Here is an 18,514-nt window from a genome sequence, read left to right on the forward strand (position 1 = left end):
AAAACGACAAAGGGAACCAGTAATTAACTGATTCCCTTTGAGAATTTGGCGGTGAGAGAGGGAGTCGAACCCTCGATACGTTACCGTATACACACTTTCCAGGCGTGCTCCTTCGGCCACTCGGACATCTCACCGTATCGTTGAATGCGAGATATCATAGTCGATATAAACGCTGCCAACGGGGCGCTACTTTACGCAAATCACTAAACTGGGTCAAGCTAAAAAACAATAGACTCAAACGTTTGCGTAATTGATCACCAACAAATTCTGCAAACGGCTAAAATGCCGACTATTTAAACTTACTGACAAGTTCAGACATTGCGCTAACATCATTTAGCAAGACATCGTTCAATTCACTCAACTTATCAGAGACATCATGTGTTCTGCGGTAAATATCACTGATCTTCATCGCATTCTGATTTACTTCTTCCGATACGGCCGATTGCTCATGGGTAGCTGCAGCAATTTGTTCATTCATACTGTCGATAACGCTAACCTCTTTAACGATGCGCACTAACTCCCGACCAGCCTTAGTCGATTCACTGACACTGCTTTCCGCTCTCGCTTTGCCCTTTTCCATTGCCTTGACCGCTAACTGCGCCCCGCGTTCTAAACGTTCGGTCATGCTACGAATATCTTCGGTTGAGGTCTGTGCTCGCTGCGCTAGACTTCGAACTTCATCTGCCACGACGGCAAAGCCCCTGCCCATCTCGCCAGCCCTTGCCGCTTCAATTGCCGCATTTAACGCCAGTAGGTTCGTTTGCTCGGCAATACCGCTAATAACCCCCAGTACGTCTACGATCCCCTTAATATCTTGATCGAGATTATTGATGGTCAATGCCGCTTCGCCAATTTCAATCGCCAACTGATTAATCGACTGAGAAGTACGTTCTACCTCTTCACTGCCCTCTTTTGCTTCCTTATTTGCTAGTGCCGACGCTTCAGATGCTTGCACTGCATTCTGCGCTATCTCCTGCACCGTCGCGCTCATTTGGGTCATCGCCGAAGCCACTTGATCAACTTCACTGTGTCCTAAAGCGACATCTTCTCGCATTGCCCTGGCATAACCTTCCATCTCTTGGGATGCACTTAACAAACCTTTGGTATTTGCTCTGACGGTACCGATGACGGCTTCAAAGTCTTCCATCATATGATTAAACGCTTGACCTAGCTGACCGACTTCATCTTTACCATCTAAGTCGACTCTGACGCTGAGATCATAATGTTTTTGCGATTCTGTGACTTTATGGTGTAGTAGTCGAAGAGAACGATGCAAATATTGGCCAATCATAATAGAAACGATGATAACAATAGAGCCAGATACCACCATTAAGAGGATCACACCAATCATTAAGCTTGTTGCCTTAGATAGGGCCGCACGTGTATCAACGAGCAAGTTTTGAGACAGCTGTTGTTCAAATTTACGTATCGATTCAATTCGTGCGGTTGATTTGGCGAACCATTCCGTAGAACTTTGGTCTTTTAGTTGCTGGGGATTTTGGCTAAATGCAATATCACGAAGCTGCTTTACATCAGAAAACACCACAGAGTTCGTCAACTGATTATATGCTGTACGGTTCTTGTCGCTCGCCAACGCCTTAAAGCGCTCTTCGTAAGTGTTTTGCTCTGATACTAGAGTTGCAAACTTAAGGAACATATTAGGTTTGAATTCGCTGTTACCAAAAGTTGAGCTTAAGACGGCGCGCTCTATTCCGGCTCTTTCTTTCATTTGCAAGTAAGCTGCAAAACTGGCCGACTCGATCGCGATAGCTCTATCATCGCCTTGCTGACTTGCATTATCGACTATCGCGAGTAATGCACTATTAAGCTTGCTGTAGTAGGCAACTTCTTCAGGAACCCCTATCGTTTGCTGATCCACCCGACGACGGATATCAACTAACTGACCGAGTAAATCGTTAGCATTGCTCATGTAAGGGATAAATGCCTTTGGCATATCATGGGCGGCAACAAAAGATTTAAATTGATTGACCTGTTGATCACTTTGTTGACGCTGGACTGGTAGTTTGTCGCCAAAGGCGCGGCCTTTCGACCCCAAAAATCCGGCACTCATTCCCCGCTCTTTTTGCAGCTCATGTACCAAATCGCTATTAACTAGGGTTAGTTCAGCAAGAGTTTCCACTTGGCTCAAACCCTGATGCATTTGGTATTGGTTATACACCACAAATAGACCAAAAAAAGTCGCTCCGAGTATAGGAGGAACGATCACTAACAAAAGTTTGCTTCTAATACTGAGGCTACTGATCAATTTCATTGTCATTATCCGTTATCCCTAACATTGACTTAGCTATATCAGACTAAGTTAGAATGAGACTAAGTTAGATGAGTAAATTAATATTAGCTATCAATAATCCAGTATATGAACATTGAAAGTTTAGTAAAGCTGCCTTGCTTATAAACGTTAGCACAGATCTAAATCAAGTGCTCAATCGGGCCAATAAAACCTTAACTCAATATAGTCAAGCTCCTTAATTTAAATCCATTTTACGTGGTTACCGCTAAAACCCACAATGCCCAAATAGTCTAAGGCGTCGATGAATTTCAGTCATAAAAAAGCGCCTAAAGAAGGCGCTTCTATTATCGAATAACGGTTAAACTTTATGCATCTCAAATTGGGATAGATAAGTTTATCTAAGCTAAGCGTTGCCTTTTACTTGCATGTTGAGTGTATTGGCAAAATTAAGCATTCTATCGAGGGGGAGTAATGCGCGTTGTCGTAATGCTTCATCGACAAAGATCTCGTGTTGCTCTTCGCTGTTATTCAACAAGGCCTGCTCGATAGCCTTCAAGCCATTCATCGCCATCCAGGGGCAATGGGCACAACTTCGACATGTTGCGCCGTTTCCGCCTGTGGGCGCTTCAATCAGGGTTTTGTTTGGTGCCGCTTGCTGCATCTTATAAAAAATGCCCCTATCGGTTGCAACGATAAAGGTATCGTTATCCATAGTTTGCGCAGCTTTAATTAATTGACTGGTTGAGCCAACCGCATCAGCAAGTTCTACGACACTAGCAGGTGATTCAGGGTGTACTAACACTGCGGCGTTTGGATGTAATGCTTTGAGCTCGCGTAAGGCTTTAGCCTTAAACTCGTCATGGACAATACACTCACCTTGCCACATCAACATCTCAGCACCGGTTTGCTTAGCAATATAACTGCCAAGATGACGATCTGGGCCCCAGATAATTTTTTTACCTTCGCTATCGAGATGCTCAACAATTTCAAGTGCAATGCTAGAGGTAACCACCCAGTCGGCTCGCGCTTTAACTGCCGCCGAGGTATTAGCGTAAACGACGACGGTATGATCTGGGTGAGCATCACAAAACGCACTGAAGGTCTCAATTGGACAACCCACATCGAGGGAACAGGTTGCTTCTAGGGTTGGCATTAATACCGTTTTTTCTGGGCTCAAAATCTTAGAAGTTTCGCCCATAAACTTAACGCCAGCGACAATCAAGGTTTTCGCTGGATGATCACGACCAAATCGGGCCATCTCAAGGGAATCGGAAACACAGCCGCCCGTTTCTTCAGCTAATGCCTGAATTTCTGGATCGGTATAGTAGTGCGCAACTAAAACCGCTTCTTTCTCTTTTAATAGCTGCTTAATGCGCGCCTTATACTCCTGCTTTTCAATGTCACTTAGCGGAATAGGCTTAGCGGGAAATGGATACTGTATGTTTTCAATACTTGGGGCTGATTGACTCATGCTTAAACCAATAGGATACGACTGATTAGCGGCATTATACTTAATTCGACAGCAAAGATTAACTCTAGAAAAAAAAAAGAGCGCAGTGCGCTCTTTTTCTATAGATGAGGGTACTAGTGCATCGCCAACAACATCTCCTGTGGTTGCTCTAAATAGAGCTTCCAAAGGTTACAAAACTTAGCAATGGTTCCACCGTCAATAACGCGATGATCACCCGACCAGCTTACTTGCATGATCTTACGCGCTTCGACTTCACCTTTGTCATTAAACCTTGGCAAGGTTTGCAGCTTACCCAAGGCAACGATGGCGACCTCAGGCTTGTTAATGATAGGCGTTGCAACCGTGCCCCCTAACGCGCCAATGTTAGAGATAGAGATACTGCCACCCTTAAGATCTTGTGGGCTAACTCGGCCACTGCGTGCATCCTTGGTTAGACGCGTGATCTCAGCCGCGACTTCGACAATAGACTTATTTTGCACATCTTTAACGTTAGGCACTAACAAACCCACTTTAGAGTCGACAGCCATACCTATGTTGTGTGAGGCCAAATATGTCTGTTCACTGCAGTCGTCATTTACACGGCTATTAATGTCAGGGAACTGAGTCAATGCTAATGACATTGCTTTCATGAAGAATGGCATCATAGTTAGCTTTAATTCGTCAGTTGAGTAACGCTGCTTCATTGATTCTCGCAGGGCTACCAACTCAGTTAAATCTAACTCTTCGCAGTAGGTAAAATGAGGTATTGTCGACACCGATTCCATCATCATCTTAGCCATCACAGCGCGAACGCCGCGGATCGGCTCGACACGATCGCCAATAGTCATTGGCGTCGAAGTTGTAGCAGTCTGCTCGGCAGCTTCCACCTTAGCGGCGCGGGCCTTAATGGCTTCACCACCTCGATACTTTTCAACGTCCTCTTTATAAACACGACCATGCTTGCCCGTGCCAGGAACAAGGGCGAGATCGATATCATAACTTCGAGCAAGACGTCGCACGGCAGGACTTGCCAATGCCTTACCATTTGCCGGTAACACGCCTTCCGGGCTATCCACTTGGTGTTCATCTGTGGCAACCTCGGAAACAGGGGTTGCTGGTGCAACACCATCAGACTCGACTTCGATAGCAAATAAAGGTGAATGTACCTTTGCTAGCTGTCCTTTACGATAATGAAGCTTTACTACCTTACCGTTTTTTATCGCTGGAATTTGTACCAGTGCTTTATCGGTCATCACATCGGCAATGGGTTGATCTTCGACCACCATATCGCCTTCTTCGATTAACCACTCCACGAGTTCACATTCGACGATGCCTTCACCGATATCGGGCAGTAAAAACTCTTCAATCACCTTACCGCCGGCTTGTGTTACCGCTGCACTCTCTTGTGAACTATTTTCATCAATAATTACAGAAACAACGGATTCGTTCTCGCTACTAGCTCCCGCACCACCCTCTAACTCCACGGAATAAAGCGGGGCGTGGACTTTAGCTATGTCGCCTTTTTTATAGTGAAGTTTTTTGATGATACCAGCGTGAGGTGCCGGGATCTGAACTAATGCTTTATCGGTCATGACATCGGCAATGGGTTGATCTTCAGCAACCACATCACCTTCGCTAACGAGCCACTCTACCAGCTCACACTCGACAACCCCTTCACCGATGTCCGGCAAAATAAAATCTTTGATCATGCCTATCACTCCTAATATTTCATCGATGCTTTGATCGCTTCAAAGGTTTTGAGCGCATCGGGCATATATTCTTTTTCATGAACCAAAGGGTAAGGCGTATCAAGACCACAAACTCGGCTAATTGGCGACTCGAGGTGAAGGAAGCACTCTTCTTGAATCGTTGCTGCGATTTCGCCCGCAAATCCGCCTGTTAGCGGTGCTTCATGATTGATAAGCAAGCGTCCTGTCTTCTTCACCGATGCAGCGACCGTATCAACATCCCATGGTGCTAATGTACGCAAATCGATAATCTCACATGAGATCCCTTTTTTCGCGGCCATTTGCGCTGCATTTTCGATGATCTCCATCTGAGCGCCCCATGCTAACAGGGTGATATCAGTGCCCTCTTTAACCACTTCGGCTTTGCCTAGCTCAATCTCATAATCCCCTTCAGGCACTTCACCGACGCTGGCACGGTATAGACGTTTAGGTTCAAAAAATACTACAGGGTTTTTATCACGGATAGACGCTAGCAATAGCCCTTTGGCTTGGTAAGCATTACGGGGTACAACCACCTTCAAACCGGCTGTTTGCGTAAAATAAGCCTCTGGCGATTGAGAATGATAATGACCGCCGGCAATACCACCGCCGTATGGTGTTCTGTAAATGATCCCGCCGACATTAAACTCATTACCACTGCGATATCTGAACTTAGCCGACTCGTTAACTATCTGATCGATGGCGGGGAAAATATAATCTGCAAACTGGATCTCGGCGATAGCTGTCATGCCATTAGAGGCTAAGCCATTTGCAAATCCTGCAATCCCTTGTTCTGTCAGCGGGGTATTAAAACAGCGATCCCGGCCGAACTTTTCTTGTAGTCCCGACGTAGCACGGAATACGCCACCAAAATGGCCCACATCTTCACCAAATAACACTGTTTTATCATCGGCTTCCATAGCGATAGTCAAAGCATCATTGATGGCTTGTAACATATTAATCTTGGCCACGATTTATACTCTCCCTGCGCTATGTGGATAGGAATCCGGGTACTTTTTAATGTGCTGCTTCAATGTTGCGAGTTGCTGTTTCAAACGCGGCGTCGGCGTATCGTAAACATCATTGATTATTTCATCGACGTGCGTTACGGGTAGCTTCTCAGCAACCTTAACTGCAGCCAACACCTCTTGACGATATTTCTCATATAAACCCTGATCGTCACTTTCGGACAACCAGCCTTTATTCATCATCCACAATTTAAATCGTTTAACGGGATCGTGTTGTTGCCATTTGGCTTCTTCCTCTTTCGAGCGGTAGCCCGATGGATCATCCGAGGAAGAGTGCGCGCCTAAGCGATAGGTCATGGCTTCAATCAAGACTGGCGCATTATGCTCCAGCGCATAGGCTCTTGCCTGCTGAGTTGCCGCCAATACCGCTAACATATCGTTACCATCGACACGTATGGTATGCATGCCATAACCTATGCCACGGCTTGCGATACCATTGCCGGCAAACTGCTCGCTAGTTGGAGTCGAAATAGCGTAACCATTGTTACGACAGAAGAAAATGGTAGGTGATTTCAATACGGCGGCCATATTTAACCCCGCGTGGAAATCGCCTTCAGATGCAGCACCTTCACCAAAATAGCAAATAGCAACATTGCGTTTGCCTTGCATTTTTAAGCTGTAGCCGACACCCGTTGCCTGAGGGATCTGGGTTGCAAGTGGAGAAGAGATAGTTTGGTAATGTAACGCTTGGCTACCATAGTGGATCGGCATCTGCCGCCCTTTACCTAAATCTTTTTCGTTACTGAACATCTGATTCATAAACTGTTCAGTTGAGAAACCGCGATAACGAATCGCCGCATGCTCTCGATACTGGGCTAAAATCACATCTTCATTATCGAGCGCTGCCACGCTGCCAACGATTGATGCTTCTTCACCAGTACAGGTCATATAAAAACTGATGCGTCCCTGACGCTGAGCGCCTAACATGCGTTCATCGAGTACTCGTGTGAAAACACAAGTATCATAAATTCTTTCGGCTAATGCCTGATCAATAACTGGCAGTACCGCCTTTTCAAAGGTGGTTCCGTCGGCTTGTAAGATCTTCAAGATCGGAATTGACAGTGAATCCTTATCGAGAAAGCTGACACGATGGACAGTTTCTGTAGTGCTCGTTGCGTTGCTCATACTATTCTCTTATCAGCTGAGTTTTCTTGTTATCTGGTTGCGAAGGCTGACACCATTCGCTCTCTTTATTTATTACGCGGCCTTAAACTTACGTTAACGTAAACTACCTATCAAGCTTAACCACTTTAAAGCCGCTAACTAGCATACTCACAGGATGTATATCTAGCTTTACAATACCGTGTCTAACCCAGCTTAATCTAGGTTGTAGTCATTTGCAGGAATCAAACATAACACAGTGCGCTGGCCAATTGGCACGTTTGCATTTGGGAACACTATGGCTTCGTTTGGCGCTTCTACTTTTATATCTTGTCCGCCCTCTTTTGCTAATACATAGCCCTTAGGAAAACTAGTAAAGTTTTCAACATTATTAGCAAACGTAAATTCAAAATCATCAAAGTGCTTGTTAATAGAGCGATTTACTTGATAAAGGTTAAGCTTGTTCTCGTCAAATGTGTCAAGCTCTAATGCTTTCCCTGTGATTAAACGACACAACATCTCTTTTAACGAGATAAACCGCGTCATATCGTTTTGCCCCATAGGCATCACCTTGCCAAGTTCGATAGTAAACGCCTCGGCTTGATAGTTATTCCATGAAAAATAGCTAAAGGTGGTCGTAGGCTCATGATGAAACAGCACAGTGTTAATGCCACAAGCAGATAAAAACATTAACTGCTCTTGACTATAGGGCTTACCGTGACGATAGGGGTAAATAGCAAACTTCTCGTGTTTTGAGCCACGTATTGCTGTGTGTAGGTCATAGTGACAACGAGACCCGTTTGTTTTGTCGCTATTGAAGAACCGGTCAACATACTGCTCAAGCTTTTTAGCCCGCATCCGCTCAGCATTCACTAAGCCTTCGCCTTGTGAATGAGCACCGCTAAAGAGTCGATTTAGGTTCTCTTCCACAAACCGAGTACCATTGTGGATAGCTGGAGGATTTCCTATCAGAAACAACACTCGATGACGGCACACAAGTTTGCCCGTCAGCAACGCCGTGATTAGGCTATTACACAGTTCAATCGGCGCGGTTTCATTGCCATGAACGGCTGACGAGAGCACGATACTTTTGACAGCACCACCAGATGCATCAGCAGCTTCAATGCGAGGTTCAAACACTATAACCCCTGTATCCCACACTTCAACATCAGTATGTTCATCGATGTTGAATGATAGCGGCTCATCAATAGCTTTAGGGTTAGCCAGCGTGAATTGCAAAAAGTCTTTCGACAAATTCAGGGCTTGTGACACAAGAAAACTCCTTACATTTATCATTCCTTAAGGCTGGTTTCATTAGGCATTTAAGGGATGAATCCTTGGATTTATTAGAATTATTATTAGTTAGCGACATAGTATCATTTAACGGAAAAGACAGCTATTTATCCGCGTATATCCAAACAGGAATAACCAGTATAAATAGCAAAAATGATCTTGCATTACCATCACCAGCAATGACACAATAAAAGACATCCAGCCATCCATACGGATAAACATCTAAAAATGGATGGTAACATTGACACAGACATTTAAACGAACATAAACGCGAGATGACTGCTACATAGTCAGCAACTATCTCGGCAATTAAGTACAACGAGGTAATAGAAATGGCTTTAGCGACATTTGGTGCAGGGTGTTTTTGGGGCGTAGAATACTTCTTCAAGCAAATCGACGGCGTAACCGCAGCAACCTCAGGCTACATGGGCGGTGACGACAACGCGGCGACTTATGAGGAAGTTAAAGCGGGTAATACCGGCCACGCTGAAGTTGTACAGGTTGAGTACGATGAAACACGCGTAGATTATGAACAACTCCTTGCGGTATTTTGGTCCAATCACAACCCGACTATGCTCAATATGCAAGGCGGTGACATTGGCCATCAATATCGAAGTGCGATCTTTTTTCATGATAAACAACAAAAAGAGGTAGCAGAGGGCTCTAAGCTTGCGCTTGCTCGCAGTGGTAAGTGGGGACTGAGACCTATCGTGACTGAAATAGTGCCAGCCGTCACCTTCCATAGAGCCGAAGAATATCACCAGAACTACTTAGAAAAGAATAATCTGCCAACCTGCCACCTGACTTACTAAACTACCTCTGTTAATAAATTCAGTGCCAGCGATAAAAAGGCCCCATCAAAACTGATGGGGCCTTTTTATCGCTCTAATTACTATCAACTGAGCCTTGTTAACGATTGGCTACACAGTCACGCAATCACACTAGCAGGTTCTAGGCTAACAGGATATCAATCATCTCTTGCGCTTGGGTTAATACCTGCTCGAGATGGGCCCCAGACACAAAACTTTCACCATAGAGTTTAAACAGTGCTTCGGTTCCCGAAGGGCGCGCCGCAAACCAAGCATTTTTAGTCACCACTTTTATGCCACCAATAGCCGCTTTGTTGCCTGGTGCATGGGTGAGCACGTCCGTAATATCATCACCTGCAAGTTGATCACAGCCCAATTGCGCAGTTGTCACCTGTGCACTAATCAACTGGTTAAACTTCGCTTTACGCTTTGGTTTTACCGGACTATCAACTCTTTTATAAAAACTCTCGCCATGACGCTCTACCATCTGCTGATATAACTGCGCTGGCGTGTATCCCGTTACTGCTAGGATCTCTGCCGCCAGCAGGGCCAAAATGAAGCCATCTTTATCGGTGCACCAGGTACGGCCATCACGCTGTAGAAAAGCCGCGCCCGCACTCTCTTCTCCGCCGAAGGCAAAGGTTCCCTCGGCCAGCCCCTCGACAAACCATTTAAATCCGACAGGGACTTCACTCATGATACGATTTCGTTCGGCGCAAACTTTATCGATCATCGCACTAGAGACTAGGGTTTTTCCGAGAATGAGATCCAAAGACCAATCGGGGCGATGCATCAATAGGTACTCAATCGCAACCGCCAAATAATGGTTAGGATTCATCAACCCCGAGCCAGGGCAGACAATGCCATGCCGGTCATAGTCTGGGTCATTACCGACGCAAATATCGAAATCGTTCTGGTATCTCAGTAATCCAGCCATGGCATAAGGTGACGAGCAATCCATACGGATCTTGCCGTCCTTATCCAATGTCATAAAGCTAAACGTGGGATCGACCCTGTCGTTAACCAGTTCAATGTCGATATCGAAACGACTAGCGATCTTGCTCCAGTAATGGATCCCCGAGCCACCGAGTGGATCGACGCCGATCTTAATTCCAGCTTTACTGATGGCCTTCATATCGATGACATCATCGAGCGCGTCAATATAAGCAGACATAAAATCAGTCTCTACGATCAGCGCCGTGTGGACCGCAATCGAATAGCTAAGCCTTTTTACTCCTTCGAGCTGTTTTGCTAGATAGTCATTAGCACGAGATTCAATCCAAGCGGTGATCTCACCTTCGGCCGGTCCACCATGGGGCGGATTATACTTAATGCCACCATCTTGGGGTGGATTATGTGAAGGTGTGATAATAAGTCCGTCGGTTAAGGCTGCAGGCATATCTCGATTGGCACGGATAATGGCCTGAGATACTACAGGGGTTGGGGTAAACTCATCATCTTTTGCGACTAATACTTGGATAGCATTTCCGCTGAGCACTTCAAGAGCGGTAACATAAGCCGCTTGTGACAACGCATGGGTGTCGATCCCGACAATCATAGGTCCCGTAATATTGGCCTGTTGGCGATAATCGACAACCGCTTGCACAATCGCGAGAATATGTTTTTCATTAAAACTTTTAGTAAAAGCGCAACCACGATGACCGGATGTGCCAAACGTCACCTTTTGAGCATCAAGGCTAACATCAGGTGCGAGCCGATAATAATGGCTCATCAATTTAGGGATACTAACCAAATCCGTTTGCTGTGCGGCTTGCCCCGCGCGTTTATCTATCGCCAAAACTGACTCCTATCGTGAATATGGATGATCAAGAAACAACATACAATATAAGCTCTAAATGTTACCAATCATCGATTCGATCTGCGCTTCCGCGACGCCAAATTGAACTAGTACCTCAGTCAATATGGTGCGCTTTTTAGCTGTGTTATTGTTGGTTGTCACCCAGAAGCCGCTGTTGCCAATCTCTTTTGGATTAGCTGATTTACTGGCTTTTAGTAGCGATTCTTTTGAGGTCGCAAAGTAGAGACGATCTCTACCCTGGATCTGTAGCACTTGATCAAACTGCTGTGGCATCGCGTTATAGATAGCTTCTAGGCTATAAAGGAAACGACCTACCGCACCTTTCTGCTGAGCCAGTATCTCTTTATCAATCAGAGTCTCGATTGAACTAGGCGACATTGCGACTTCTGGTCTCGTTATCGTTGATGCCTGCTTGTTTTCTAAGCTTGGTTGGCTTATCTGTTTCGGCGTAGTCACTGGAATCGTTTCAACATCTAACCCGAGTAGTCGGCGTAGGATCTCTGAAGCACTCTCCCCTATGCGCTCGGTTTTGCTTGCGATATGGCGATATAGCTCTTCATCAATCTCAATATATTTCATGACTAAAATCTTCCTTTAGAAAGTGAAAATTAACTCGTTATTATTGTTTATAAACCGATCCGTACACCCAAGGCTCAGATCCGTTCCAGTGTATGCCAACTGCCCTCATAGAATAAAGAGCGATCCCACTAAATTTATCGCAGATCGTCGTTTGATCAATAAATTAACGCTCATTTGCTGAAAAACCATGCAAGTGATATTCGTCGATTTTCATAGTGCTGTCATTTAGCAGTATTTACAGGCACAATTTGGCGCAAATTTTCAACACGCGAACTCATGTCGACTCTTAACTATCAAATATCGGGTAATGGCACGCCAGTGATTCTGATCCACGGCTTGTTCGGTAACTTAGATAATCTTAAAACACTGGCGAACTCATTGAGCGATCATCGGGTTATACGGGTAGATGTTCCCAACCACGGCCTAAGTCCACATTGGCAGGTGATGGATTACCCCTCTTTAGCTAAAGCGATGACGCAATTATTAGCTGAGCTATCCATTGACAGCGCACATTTTGTGGGCCATTCAATGGGCGGAAAGATCGCTATGGCTGCGGCGCTTCTTTACCCACAATATGTAAAAAGCCTTGTGGCCGCAGATATCGCCCCCGTAGCATATAATCCGCGGCATCAGCTAGTTTTTGCAGCGCTGAATCAGTTGGATCTTAAAAATCTGCGCAGCCGCTCACAAGGGTTAACTGAACTACTCAATAGCGGTATAGACGAAGCCACAGCGCAATTTTTGTTGAAAAACCTACAAAAGGATGACGCTGGTTTTAGTTGGAAGATGAATCTTGCGGGCTTACAAGCCTGTTACGACAAGCTCATCGGTTGGGATCTTCGTTGTGACGATTTGCCCTCAAATAGAATAACGACGGAACTCAGTTATACCGGGCCGAGTCTCTGTATTCGCGGTGGTGATTCAGATTATGTTAAAGCTGAGCATAGCGCTCAATTTGTGCAGCAGTTTCCAGCCATTAAAGCCAAGACGTTAGCTGGAACAGGACATTGGTTACATGCTCAAAAGCCCGTAATATTTAATCGTTTGGTGGGTGATTTTATCGCTAGTAATGATTAGGCGCTGTTGCGGTTCCATCCTTATTTTCGTCGCAGTTTGTCGGCGATTTTAATCACTTATTTAGATCATTTTTTTCAAATAAGTGATGGTAAATCGTATAGCAGACATGGGTTAACTATGATATATTCTCGCCTCATTTTTTGGCCTGAGGGAACGCCGTAATGTTATCTCAGTATATGGAGCAGATAGAATCGATTGGATTGGATCTGTTTTTTGCTTCGATATTTTTCTTTATTGGTATGGCAATTCATGACGTGCTAAAGCAGGGAGAAGTTCCTAAATTTGGCCGCTTTATTGTATGGTTAGTATTGTTTCTCGGCTGCGCCGGGTTTATAGCTAAAGGATTAATACAGATGTCCTGGGAAGGCTCAGGCATAGGTTAAATGTAGTTTCAATGGCAAAAGAATCATCAGACAGAACAACGATAGACCTGTTTGCTACTGAAAAGCGTCGAGGTCGTCCTCGCAGTAATCCGTTATCCAGAGAGCAACAGCTAAAGATCAACAAACGTAATCAAATCCAACGCGACAAAGCGAATGGATTAAAGCGAATAGAGTTAAAGGTGTCACAAGATTTGTATGACGCCTTGAATGAAAAGGCATTGGCCAGTAACATCAGCCGCAGCCAGTTAATCGAGTCAATTTTGCTACAGCAGGTTAATAACTGATCTATAGCGATTTTGCATAAAATAAGTTAATGAACTAGATAAAGGAAAGACAATGGCAACTGTAGGTCTTTTTTTCGGCAGTGATACAGGTAACACCGAAGCCGTCGCCAAAATGATCCAGAAAAAACTGGGTAAGAAGATGGTCGATGTTAAAGATATCGCCAAGAGTACTAAAGAGGAGATCGCTGAATATGATCTACTCCTTTTTGGTATTCCTACCTGGTATTACGGTGAAGCTCAGTGTGATTGGGATGACTTTTTCCCCGATTTAGAGCAGATCGATTTCGACGGTAAATTGGTAGCAATTTTTGGTTGTGGAGACCAAGAGGATTACGCAGAGTATTTCCTCGATGCTATGGGCATGGTTAACGAAATCGTTGAAGCTCGCGGCGCCGTTGTGATTGGTCATTGGCCGACTGACAGCTACGACTTTGAAGCCTCTAAAGGTTTAGCCGATGACAAACACTTCGTCGGTCTGGGGATTGATGAAGATCGTCAACCAGAATTAACCGAAGAACGTGTCGATGCATGGGTTAAGCAGATCTATGAAGAGATGTGCCTAGCTGAGCTAGAAGATTAACCACTGATCTTATTCAAGCTATGATTTGTTCAAGATATGATTTGAGCGAAATTTAGTTTGTTAAAAGTGTAATAAAAAGCGGCTTATAGCCGCTTTTTTTAGCGCAGCTAATGTAAGTATGACAGATGGCAAATAACAATACATACGACCATGGGACACACGACCTCCGAGCCCAAGAGCACTGGGACATTTTTTGCGCTGTAGTCGATAACTATGGTGATATCGGTGTCACATGGCGACTAGCCAAACAGCTCGCCCATGAATACCAGATAGCCGTAAACCTTTGGGTAGACGATCTCAATAGCTTTTCACACATTTTGCCTGAGCTTAATCCTCGCCAAGCGATACAACGCTTTGATAATGTGAGCATTAAGTTATGGGATAAGCCTCTCTCGCTCGAATATCAGCCAGGCAGTGTGCTTATCGAAGCGTTTGCCTGTGAGCTTCCGGTCGAAGTCATAGATAGAATCACTCACTATCATGGTTCAGCCGAGCTGGCCGCCCCTTTGTGGCTAAACCTTGAGTACTTAAGTGCAGAAGATTGGGTCGATGGTTGTCACGCCCTTCCCTCTTTACAAGCGAGTGGATTAAAAAAGTATTTTTACTTCCCAGGCTTTAATGAAAAAACGGGCGGGCTTATCTGCGAGCGGGATCTTTTTGCTAAGCGAACAGATTGGCAATCAGACCCGAGCAACAGAGATAGATTATTTCAACGACTCGGTCTCAAAGGCATCGACGCTGCAGACACTGTTATTAGTATCTTTAGTTATGAAACTAAGACTTTAGATTCCTTATGTCAGTTATGGCACTCTTCGTCGACCAAAGTTCACGCCTTAGTGCCCATGGGGCGCAGTTTAAATAGCCTAACGGGCGTTATAGCGCAGCCGGAACAGGTGTGCCCTGGTCAGCAATTTACCTATGGTAATTTAACCATTCACATCTTACCCATGACAGATCAACAGGGCTTTGATCGCTTATTATGGAGCTGCGACTTTAATATTGTGCGCGGAGAAGACTCTTTTCTAAGGGCACAATGGGCGGCAAAACCCTTTATTTGGCACATATATCCTCAAGAAGATGACTATCATCTAATAAAATTACGAGCCTTTATGGCACTTTATTGTCATAATCTGGCGCCGGAAATCGCTGATAGCTGGCAGGCGCTAAATCTTGCCTTTAATGAAGCTGGCGAAAATGACGTGCAAACGCACTGGCAAAACCTCGAATTAGCCAATTTGCCACTCATGCATCATGCTCAGAAGTGGCCAATTGACGCATTAAATGACACAGATCTTGCTTCGCGACTAGTTCAATTCGTGAAAAATAGCTAAGATACTGCGTTGAAATAGAGAAAACCTAAAATAGGAAATAGTGAAATGAAAACTGCTCATGAAATCCGTCCTGGTAACGTGATCATGTTAGATGGCAGCCCATGGGTTGTGCAGAAGACCGAAACAACGCGTTCAGGCCGTAACGCGGCTATCGTGAAAATGAAATTGAAGAACGTGCTACAAGACTCTTCAACTGAAACGACCTTCAAAGGCGAAGACAAGATGGACGATATCATTCTAGATCGTCTTGATTGTACTTATTCTTACTATGCAGACCCTATGTATGTATTCATGGATTCTGAGTACAACCAATACGATGTAGAAGCTGATAACCTAGGTGATGCAGCAGCTTATATCTGTGACGGTATGGAAGACATTTGCCAAGTAACTTTCTACGACGGTAAAGCAATCTCTGTTGAACTGCCAACGACTATTGTACGTGAAGTCACTTACACTGAGCCTTCAGCTCGTGGCGATACCTCTGGTAAAGTAATGAAGCCAGCAACTATCACTGGTGGCGGCACGCTAAGTGTTGCAGATTTCGTTAAAACCGGCGACATGATCGAAATCGATACTCGTACTAACGAATTTAAAAAACGCGCTTAATTTTTTAACGTGTTTTAAAAAGCCAGCGTATATCGCTGGCTTTTTGCTATCTAAATGCAATTAATCAGATACAAACCCCATGATAATCTCCATATTCAAAATAAAACACCAAATTATTGTTAACCAAATATCAATATCAGCAGTATATTCTGTTATTGGTTGAGTTTTTCTTATTACGCCCCTTTTAAAAGCAGAATTTTTTCGTTATTGTTCGCAGACTTAAGTTCAACAAATTTTAATTCGAATGCATTTAAGAGGTTTCAATGCGCCCAATCATTAAGTCAAATAAGCTCGATACCGTCTGTTATGACATTCGAGGACCCGTACACAAAGAAGCCCGTCGTTTAGAAGACGAAGGCCACCGGATCTTAAAACTTAATATTGGTAATCCCGCCCCATTTGGTTTTGAAGCGCCTGAAGAGATTGTCAGAGATGTGATCCTCAACCTACCGAGTGCACAAGGTTATTGTGAATCTAAAGGCCTATTCTCCGCCAGAAAAGCCATTGTGCAACACTACCAAAGCCAGGGGTTATTTGGCGTCGACATTGAAGATATTTATATCGGCAACGGCGTATCTGAGCTTATCGTCATGGCGATGCAAGGCTTGTTAAATAGCGATGATGAAGTACTCGTGCCCTCGCCTGATTATCCACTATGGACCGCCGCGGTTCACCTCTCTGGTGGCAAAGCGCAGCATTATCGTTGTGATGAAGAGTCAGATTGGTTCCCGGATCTTGAGGACATCAAGTCTAAGATCACCAATCGCACTCGAGGCTTGGTACTCATTAACCCCAATAACCCCACCGGCGCCGTTTATTCGAAAGAACTATTGTTGCAGGTGATAGAACTTTGTCGTCAACACGACATCATTTTGTTCGCCGATGAGATTTACGACAAGATCCTCTACGATGGCGCGGTGCATATCCCGGCTTCAACGCTCTCGGACGATATTCTGACCGTCACCTTCAATGGTTTATCTAAATCCTACCGCGCAGCGGGATTTCGTGTTGGCTGGATGATGCTATCGGGGAACCTTAAAGCCGCCAAAAGCTATATCGAAGGGTTAGATATGTTAGCCTCGATGCGCCTTTGCGCCAACGTACCCAATCAACACGCCATACAGACGGCGTTAGGCGGCTATCAGAGCATCAACGAGCTCGTCGCGCCAACGGGTAGACTCACCATTCAGCGCGACACCTGTTTCGAGCTACTTAACCAGATCCCTGGTGTCAGTTGTAAGAAGCCCAAAGGCGCACTATATGCGTTCCCTAAGCTCGATGCGAAAAAGTTCAACTTACGCGATGATGAACGTTTGGTACTCGATCTGTTGAAAGAAAAGAAGATCCTCCTAGTACAAGGTACCGCATTTAACTGGCGTGAACCCGATCATCTGCGAGTGGTGTTCTTGCCCTACAAAGAAGATCTCGAAAAGGCGATAACCGAATTTGGGGAGTTTCTCGAAACCTATCGTCAGTAATAATCTAGGCCCTCTTTAAAGCGATCAAATTGATCGCTTTTTTATTTTCTCCGCCTCTATTTCTTCACTCAACGCCTGTGTTAATGTGTTGGCACCAGTCGTATAAATAGATTAGTTATGAGCCATTTATTTGCCCATTTAGCCAGAATGAAGTTAATTCAGCGCTGGCCACTCATGTATAACGTTAGACCCGAAAATGTTCAAGAACACTCACTACAAGTCGCTATGGTTGCACATGCACTTGTGGTGATCAGCAATAAGAAATTTGATACTGAGCTCAATGCCGAACGTGCCGCGACCATCGCTATCTTTCATGATGCCAGTGAAGTGTTAACAGGCGATCTTCCGACGCCAGTTAAGTATTTTAACAAGGAAATTGAAGCTGAATACAAAAAAATTGAAGCCATTGCAGAACATAGGCTTTTAGAGATGGTTCCAGACGAATTCAAAGATGATTATCGTGAACTATTGACCAGTGAAAACACAGATTTAAAATATAAACAAATAGTTAAGTCGGCCGATACTCTTTGTGCTTACCTAAAGTGCCTAGAGGAAGAAGGGGCTGGCAATCATGAGTTCAAAACGGCAAAAAAGCGATTGTCTCAATCCTTAGCCAACAATCCAGACCCAGCAGTGAAATATTTTATCGACACTTTCATCCCGAGTTTCGAATTAAACTTGGATGACATTAACCGCCTTTTATGATCAGATCCTTAAG

Annotated in this window: 17 protein-coding genes and 1 tRNA gene; 9 read left to right on the top strand and 9 right to left on the bottom strand. The window is 44.7% G+C overall.

What is annotated here, in order from left to right; all coding sequences use genetic code 11:
- Positions 1 to 46 precede the first annotated feature (46 nt).
- From K0I73_RS09680 to astE, 7 genes are all read right to left on the bottom strand, one after another.
- Positions 47 to 134: transfer RNA gene (locus K0I73_RS09680), tRNA-Ser, on the bottom strand.
- Between the two features lie 155 nt (positions 135 to 289).
- Positions 290 to 2,278 (bottom strand): methyl-accepting chemotaxis protein, encoded by a 1,989-nt coding sequence (locus K0I73_RS09685; protein ID WP_220060947.1) that lies wholly within the window; start codon positions 2,276 to 2,278, stop codon positions 290 to 292.
- Positions 2,279 to 2,654: 376 nt separating this feature from the next.
- Positions 2,655 to 3,722, bottom strand: a complete 1,068-nt coding sequence (nadA, locus tag K0I73_RS09690) for a quinolinate synthase NadA (protein WP_220060948.1) — start codon at positions 3,720 to 3,722, stop codon at positions 2,655 to 2,657.
- Positions 3,723 to 3,835: 113 nt separating this feature from the next.
- The gene (locus K0I73_RS09695) at positions 3,836 to 5,410 is read right to left on the bottom strand and encodes a dihydrolipoyllysine-residue acetyltransferase (protein WP_220060949.1); all 1,575 of its coding nucleotides are present in this window, start codon (positions 5,408 to 5,410) and stop codon (positions 3,836 to 3,838) included.
- Positions 5,411 to 5,421: 11 nt separating this feature from the next.
- Positions 5,422 to 6,399, bottom strand: coding sequence for an alpha-ketoacid dehydrogenase subunit beta (locus K0I73_RS09700; RefSeq protein ID WP_220060950.1), 978 nt, complete (start codon positions 6,397 to 6,399; stop codon positions 5,422 to 5,424).
- 3 nt (positions 6,400 to 6,402) lie between these two features.
- Entirely contained in the window at positions 6,403 to 7,581 is a 1,179-nt protein-coding gene (locus K0I73_RS09705; protein ID WP_220060951.1) for a thiamine pyrophosphate-dependent dehydrogenase E1 component subunit alpha, read from the bottom strand.
- 192 nt (positions 7,582 to 7,773) lie between these two features.
- Entirely contained in the window at positions 7,774 to 8,853 is a 1,080-nt protein-coding gene (astE, locus tag K0I73_RS09710; protein WP_434086677.1) for a succinylglutamate desuccinylase, read from the bottom strand.
- Positions 8,854 to 9,182: 329 nt separating this feature from the next.
- Between astE and msrA the strand changes: the two genes are divergently transcribed.
- Complete coding sequence (gene msrA, locus K0I73_RS09715) at positions 9,183 to 9,662, top strand: peptide-methionine (S)-S-oxide reductase MsrA (protein ID WP_220060953.1); 480 nt, start codon at positions 9,183 to 9,185, stop codon at positions 9,660 to 9,662.
- 139 nt (positions 9,663 to 9,801) lie between these two features.
- Here msrA and pgm read toward each other — a convergent pair whose 3' ends face one another.
- Both pgm and seqA read right to left on the bottom strand, forming a co-directional pair.
- Positions 9,802 to 11,457, bottom strand: a complete 1,656-nt coding sequence (gene pgm, locus K0I73_RS09720; protein ID WP_220060954.1) for a phosphoglucomutase (alpha-D-glucose-1,6-bisphosphate-dependent) — start codon at positions 11,455 to 11,457, stop codon at positions 9,802 to 9,804.
- Positions 11,458 to 11,511: 54 nt separating this feature from the next.
- Positions 11,512 to 12,057, bottom strand: coding sequence for a replication initiation negative regulator SeqA (gene seqA / locus K0I73_RS09725; RefSeq protein ID WP_220060955.1), 546 nt, complete (start codon positions 12,055 to 12,057; stop codon positions 11,512 to 11,514).
- 276 nt (positions 12,058 to 12,333) lie between these two features.
- Here seqA and K0I73_RS09730 point away from each other — a divergent pair, with 276 nt between their 5' ends.
- The 8 genes from K0I73_RS09730 (at position 12,334) to yfbR (ending at position 18,501) form a co-directional block, all read left to right on the top strand.
- Positions 12,334 to 13,134, top strand: a complete 801-nt coding sequence (locus K0I73_RS09730; RefSeq protein ID WP_220060956.1) for an alpha/beta fold hydrolase — start codon at positions 12,334 to 12,336, stop codon at positions 13,132 to 13,134.
- A gap of 161 nt (positions 13,135 to 13,295) precedes the next feature.
- A complete protein-coding gene (locus K0I73_RS09735) occupies positions 13,296 to 13,517 on the top strand; it encodes a DUF2788 domain-containing protein (RefSeq protein ID WP_220060957.1) in 222 nt (73 codons plus the stop codon).
- 11 nt (positions 13,518 to 13,528) lie between these two features.
- Complete coding sequence (gene ybfE, locus K0I73_RS09740) at positions 13,529 to 13,801, top strand: LexA regulated protein (protein ID WP_220060958.1); 273 nt, start codon at positions 13,529 to 13,531, stop codon at positions 13,799 to 13,801.
- Positions 13,802 to 13,853: 52 nt separating this feature from the next.
- Positions 13,854 to 14,381, top strand: a complete 528-nt coding sequence (gene fldA / locus K0I73_RS09745) for a flavodoxin FldA (protein WP_220060959.1) — start codon at positions 13,854 to 13,856, stop codon at positions 14,379 to 14,381.
- A gap of 125 nt (positions 14,382 to 14,506) precedes the next feature.
- A complete protein-coding gene (earP, locus tag K0I73_RS09750) occupies positions 14,507 to 15,712 on the top strand; it encodes an elongation factor P maturation arginine rhamnosyltransferase EarP (RefSeq protein ID WP_220060960.1) in 1,206 nt (401 codons plus the stop codon).
- 45 nt (positions 15,713 to 15,757) lie between these two features.
- Complete coding sequence (gene efp / locus K0I73_RS09755; protein ID WP_220060961.1) at positions 15,758 to 16,318, top strand: elongation factor P; 561 nt, start codon at positions 15,758 to 15,760, stop codon at positions 16,316 to 16,318.
- A gap of 263 nt (positions 16,319 to 16,581) precedes the next feature.
- The gene (locus K0I73_RS09760) at positions 16,582 to 17,796 is read left to right on the top strand and encodes a pyridoxal phosphate-dependent aminotransferase (protein ID WP_220060962.1); all 1,215 of its coding nucleotides are present in this window, start codon (positions 16,582 to 16,584) and stop codon (positions 17,794 to 17,796) included.
- A 117-nt stretch (positions 17,797 to 17,913) separates the two neighbouring features.
- A complete protein-coding gene (gene yfbR / locus K0I73_RS09765) occupies positions 17,914 to 18,501 on the top strand; it encodes a 5'-deoxynucleotidase (protein WP_220060963.1) in 588 nt (195 codons plus the stop codon).
- Positions 18,502 to 18,514: the final 13 nt, after the last annotated feature.

The sequence above is a fragment of the Shewanella mesophila genome (assembly GCF_019457515.1).
Lineage (GTDB): Bacteria > Pseudomonadota > Gammaproteobacteria > Enterobacterales > Shewanellaceae > Shewanella > Shewanella mesophila.

Excerpts from the sequence above, each read along its gene's own strand:
- K0I73_RS09685 (WP_220060947.1), bottom strand. The coding sequence starts at position 2,278 with ATGACAATGAAATTGATCAGTAGCCTCAGTATTAGAAGCAAACTTTTG.
- nadA (WP_220060948.1), bottom strand. The coding sequence starts at position 3,722 with ATGAGTCAATCAGCCCCAAGTATTGAAAACATACAGTATCCATTTCCC.
- K0I73_RS09695 (WP_220060949.1), bottom strand. The coding sequence starts at position 5,410 with ATGATCAAAGATTTTATTTTGCCGGACATCGGTGAAGGGGTTGTCGAG.
- K0I73_RS09705 (WP_220060951.1), bottom strand. The coding sequence starts at position 7,581 with ATGAGCAACGCAACGAGCACTACAGAAACTGTCCATCGTGTCAGCTTT.
- astE (WP_434086677.1), bottom strand. The coding sequence starts at position 8,853 with ATGATAAATGTAAGGAGTTTTCTTGTGTCACAAGCCCTGAATTTGTCG.
- msrA (WP_220060953.1), top strand. The coding sequence starts at position 9,183 with ATGGCTTTAGCGACATTTGGTGCAGGGTGTTTTTGGGGCGTAGAATAC.
- seqA (WP_220060955.1), bottom strand. The coding sequence starts at position 12,057 with ATGAAATATATTGAGATTGATGAAGAGCTATATCGCCATATCGCAAGC.
- K0I73_RS09730 (WP_220060956.1), top strand. The coding sequence starts at position 12,334 with ATGTCGACTCTTAACTATCAAATATCGGGTAATGGCACGCCAGTGATT.
- K0I73_RS09735 (WP_220060957.1), top strand. The coding sequence starts at position 13,296 with ATGTTATCTCAGTATATGGAGCAGATAGAATCGATTGGATTGGATCTG.
- ybfE (WP_220060958.1), top strand. The coding sequence starts at position 13,529 with ATGGCAAAAGAATCATCAGACAGAACAACGATAGACCTGTTTGCTACT.
- fldA (WP_220060959.1), top strand. The coding sequence starts at position 13,854 with ATGGCAACTGTAGGTCTTTTTTTCGGCAGTGATACAGGTAACACCGAA.
- earP (WP_220060960.1), top strand. The coding sequence starts at position 14,507 with ATGGCAAATAACAATACATACGACCATGGGACACACGACCTCCGAGCC.
- efp (WP_220060961.1), top strand. The coding sequence starts at position 15,758 with ATGAAAACTGCTCATGAAATCCGTCCTGGTAACGTGATCATGTTAGAT.
- K0I73_RS09760 (WP_220060962.1), top strand. The coding sequence starts at position 16,582 with ATGCGCCCAATCATTAAGTCAAATAAGCTCGATACCGTCTGTTATGAC.
- yfbR (WP_220060963.1), top strand. The coding sequence starts at position 17,914 with ATGAGCCATTTATTTGCCCATTTAGCCAGAATGAAGTTAATTCAGCGC.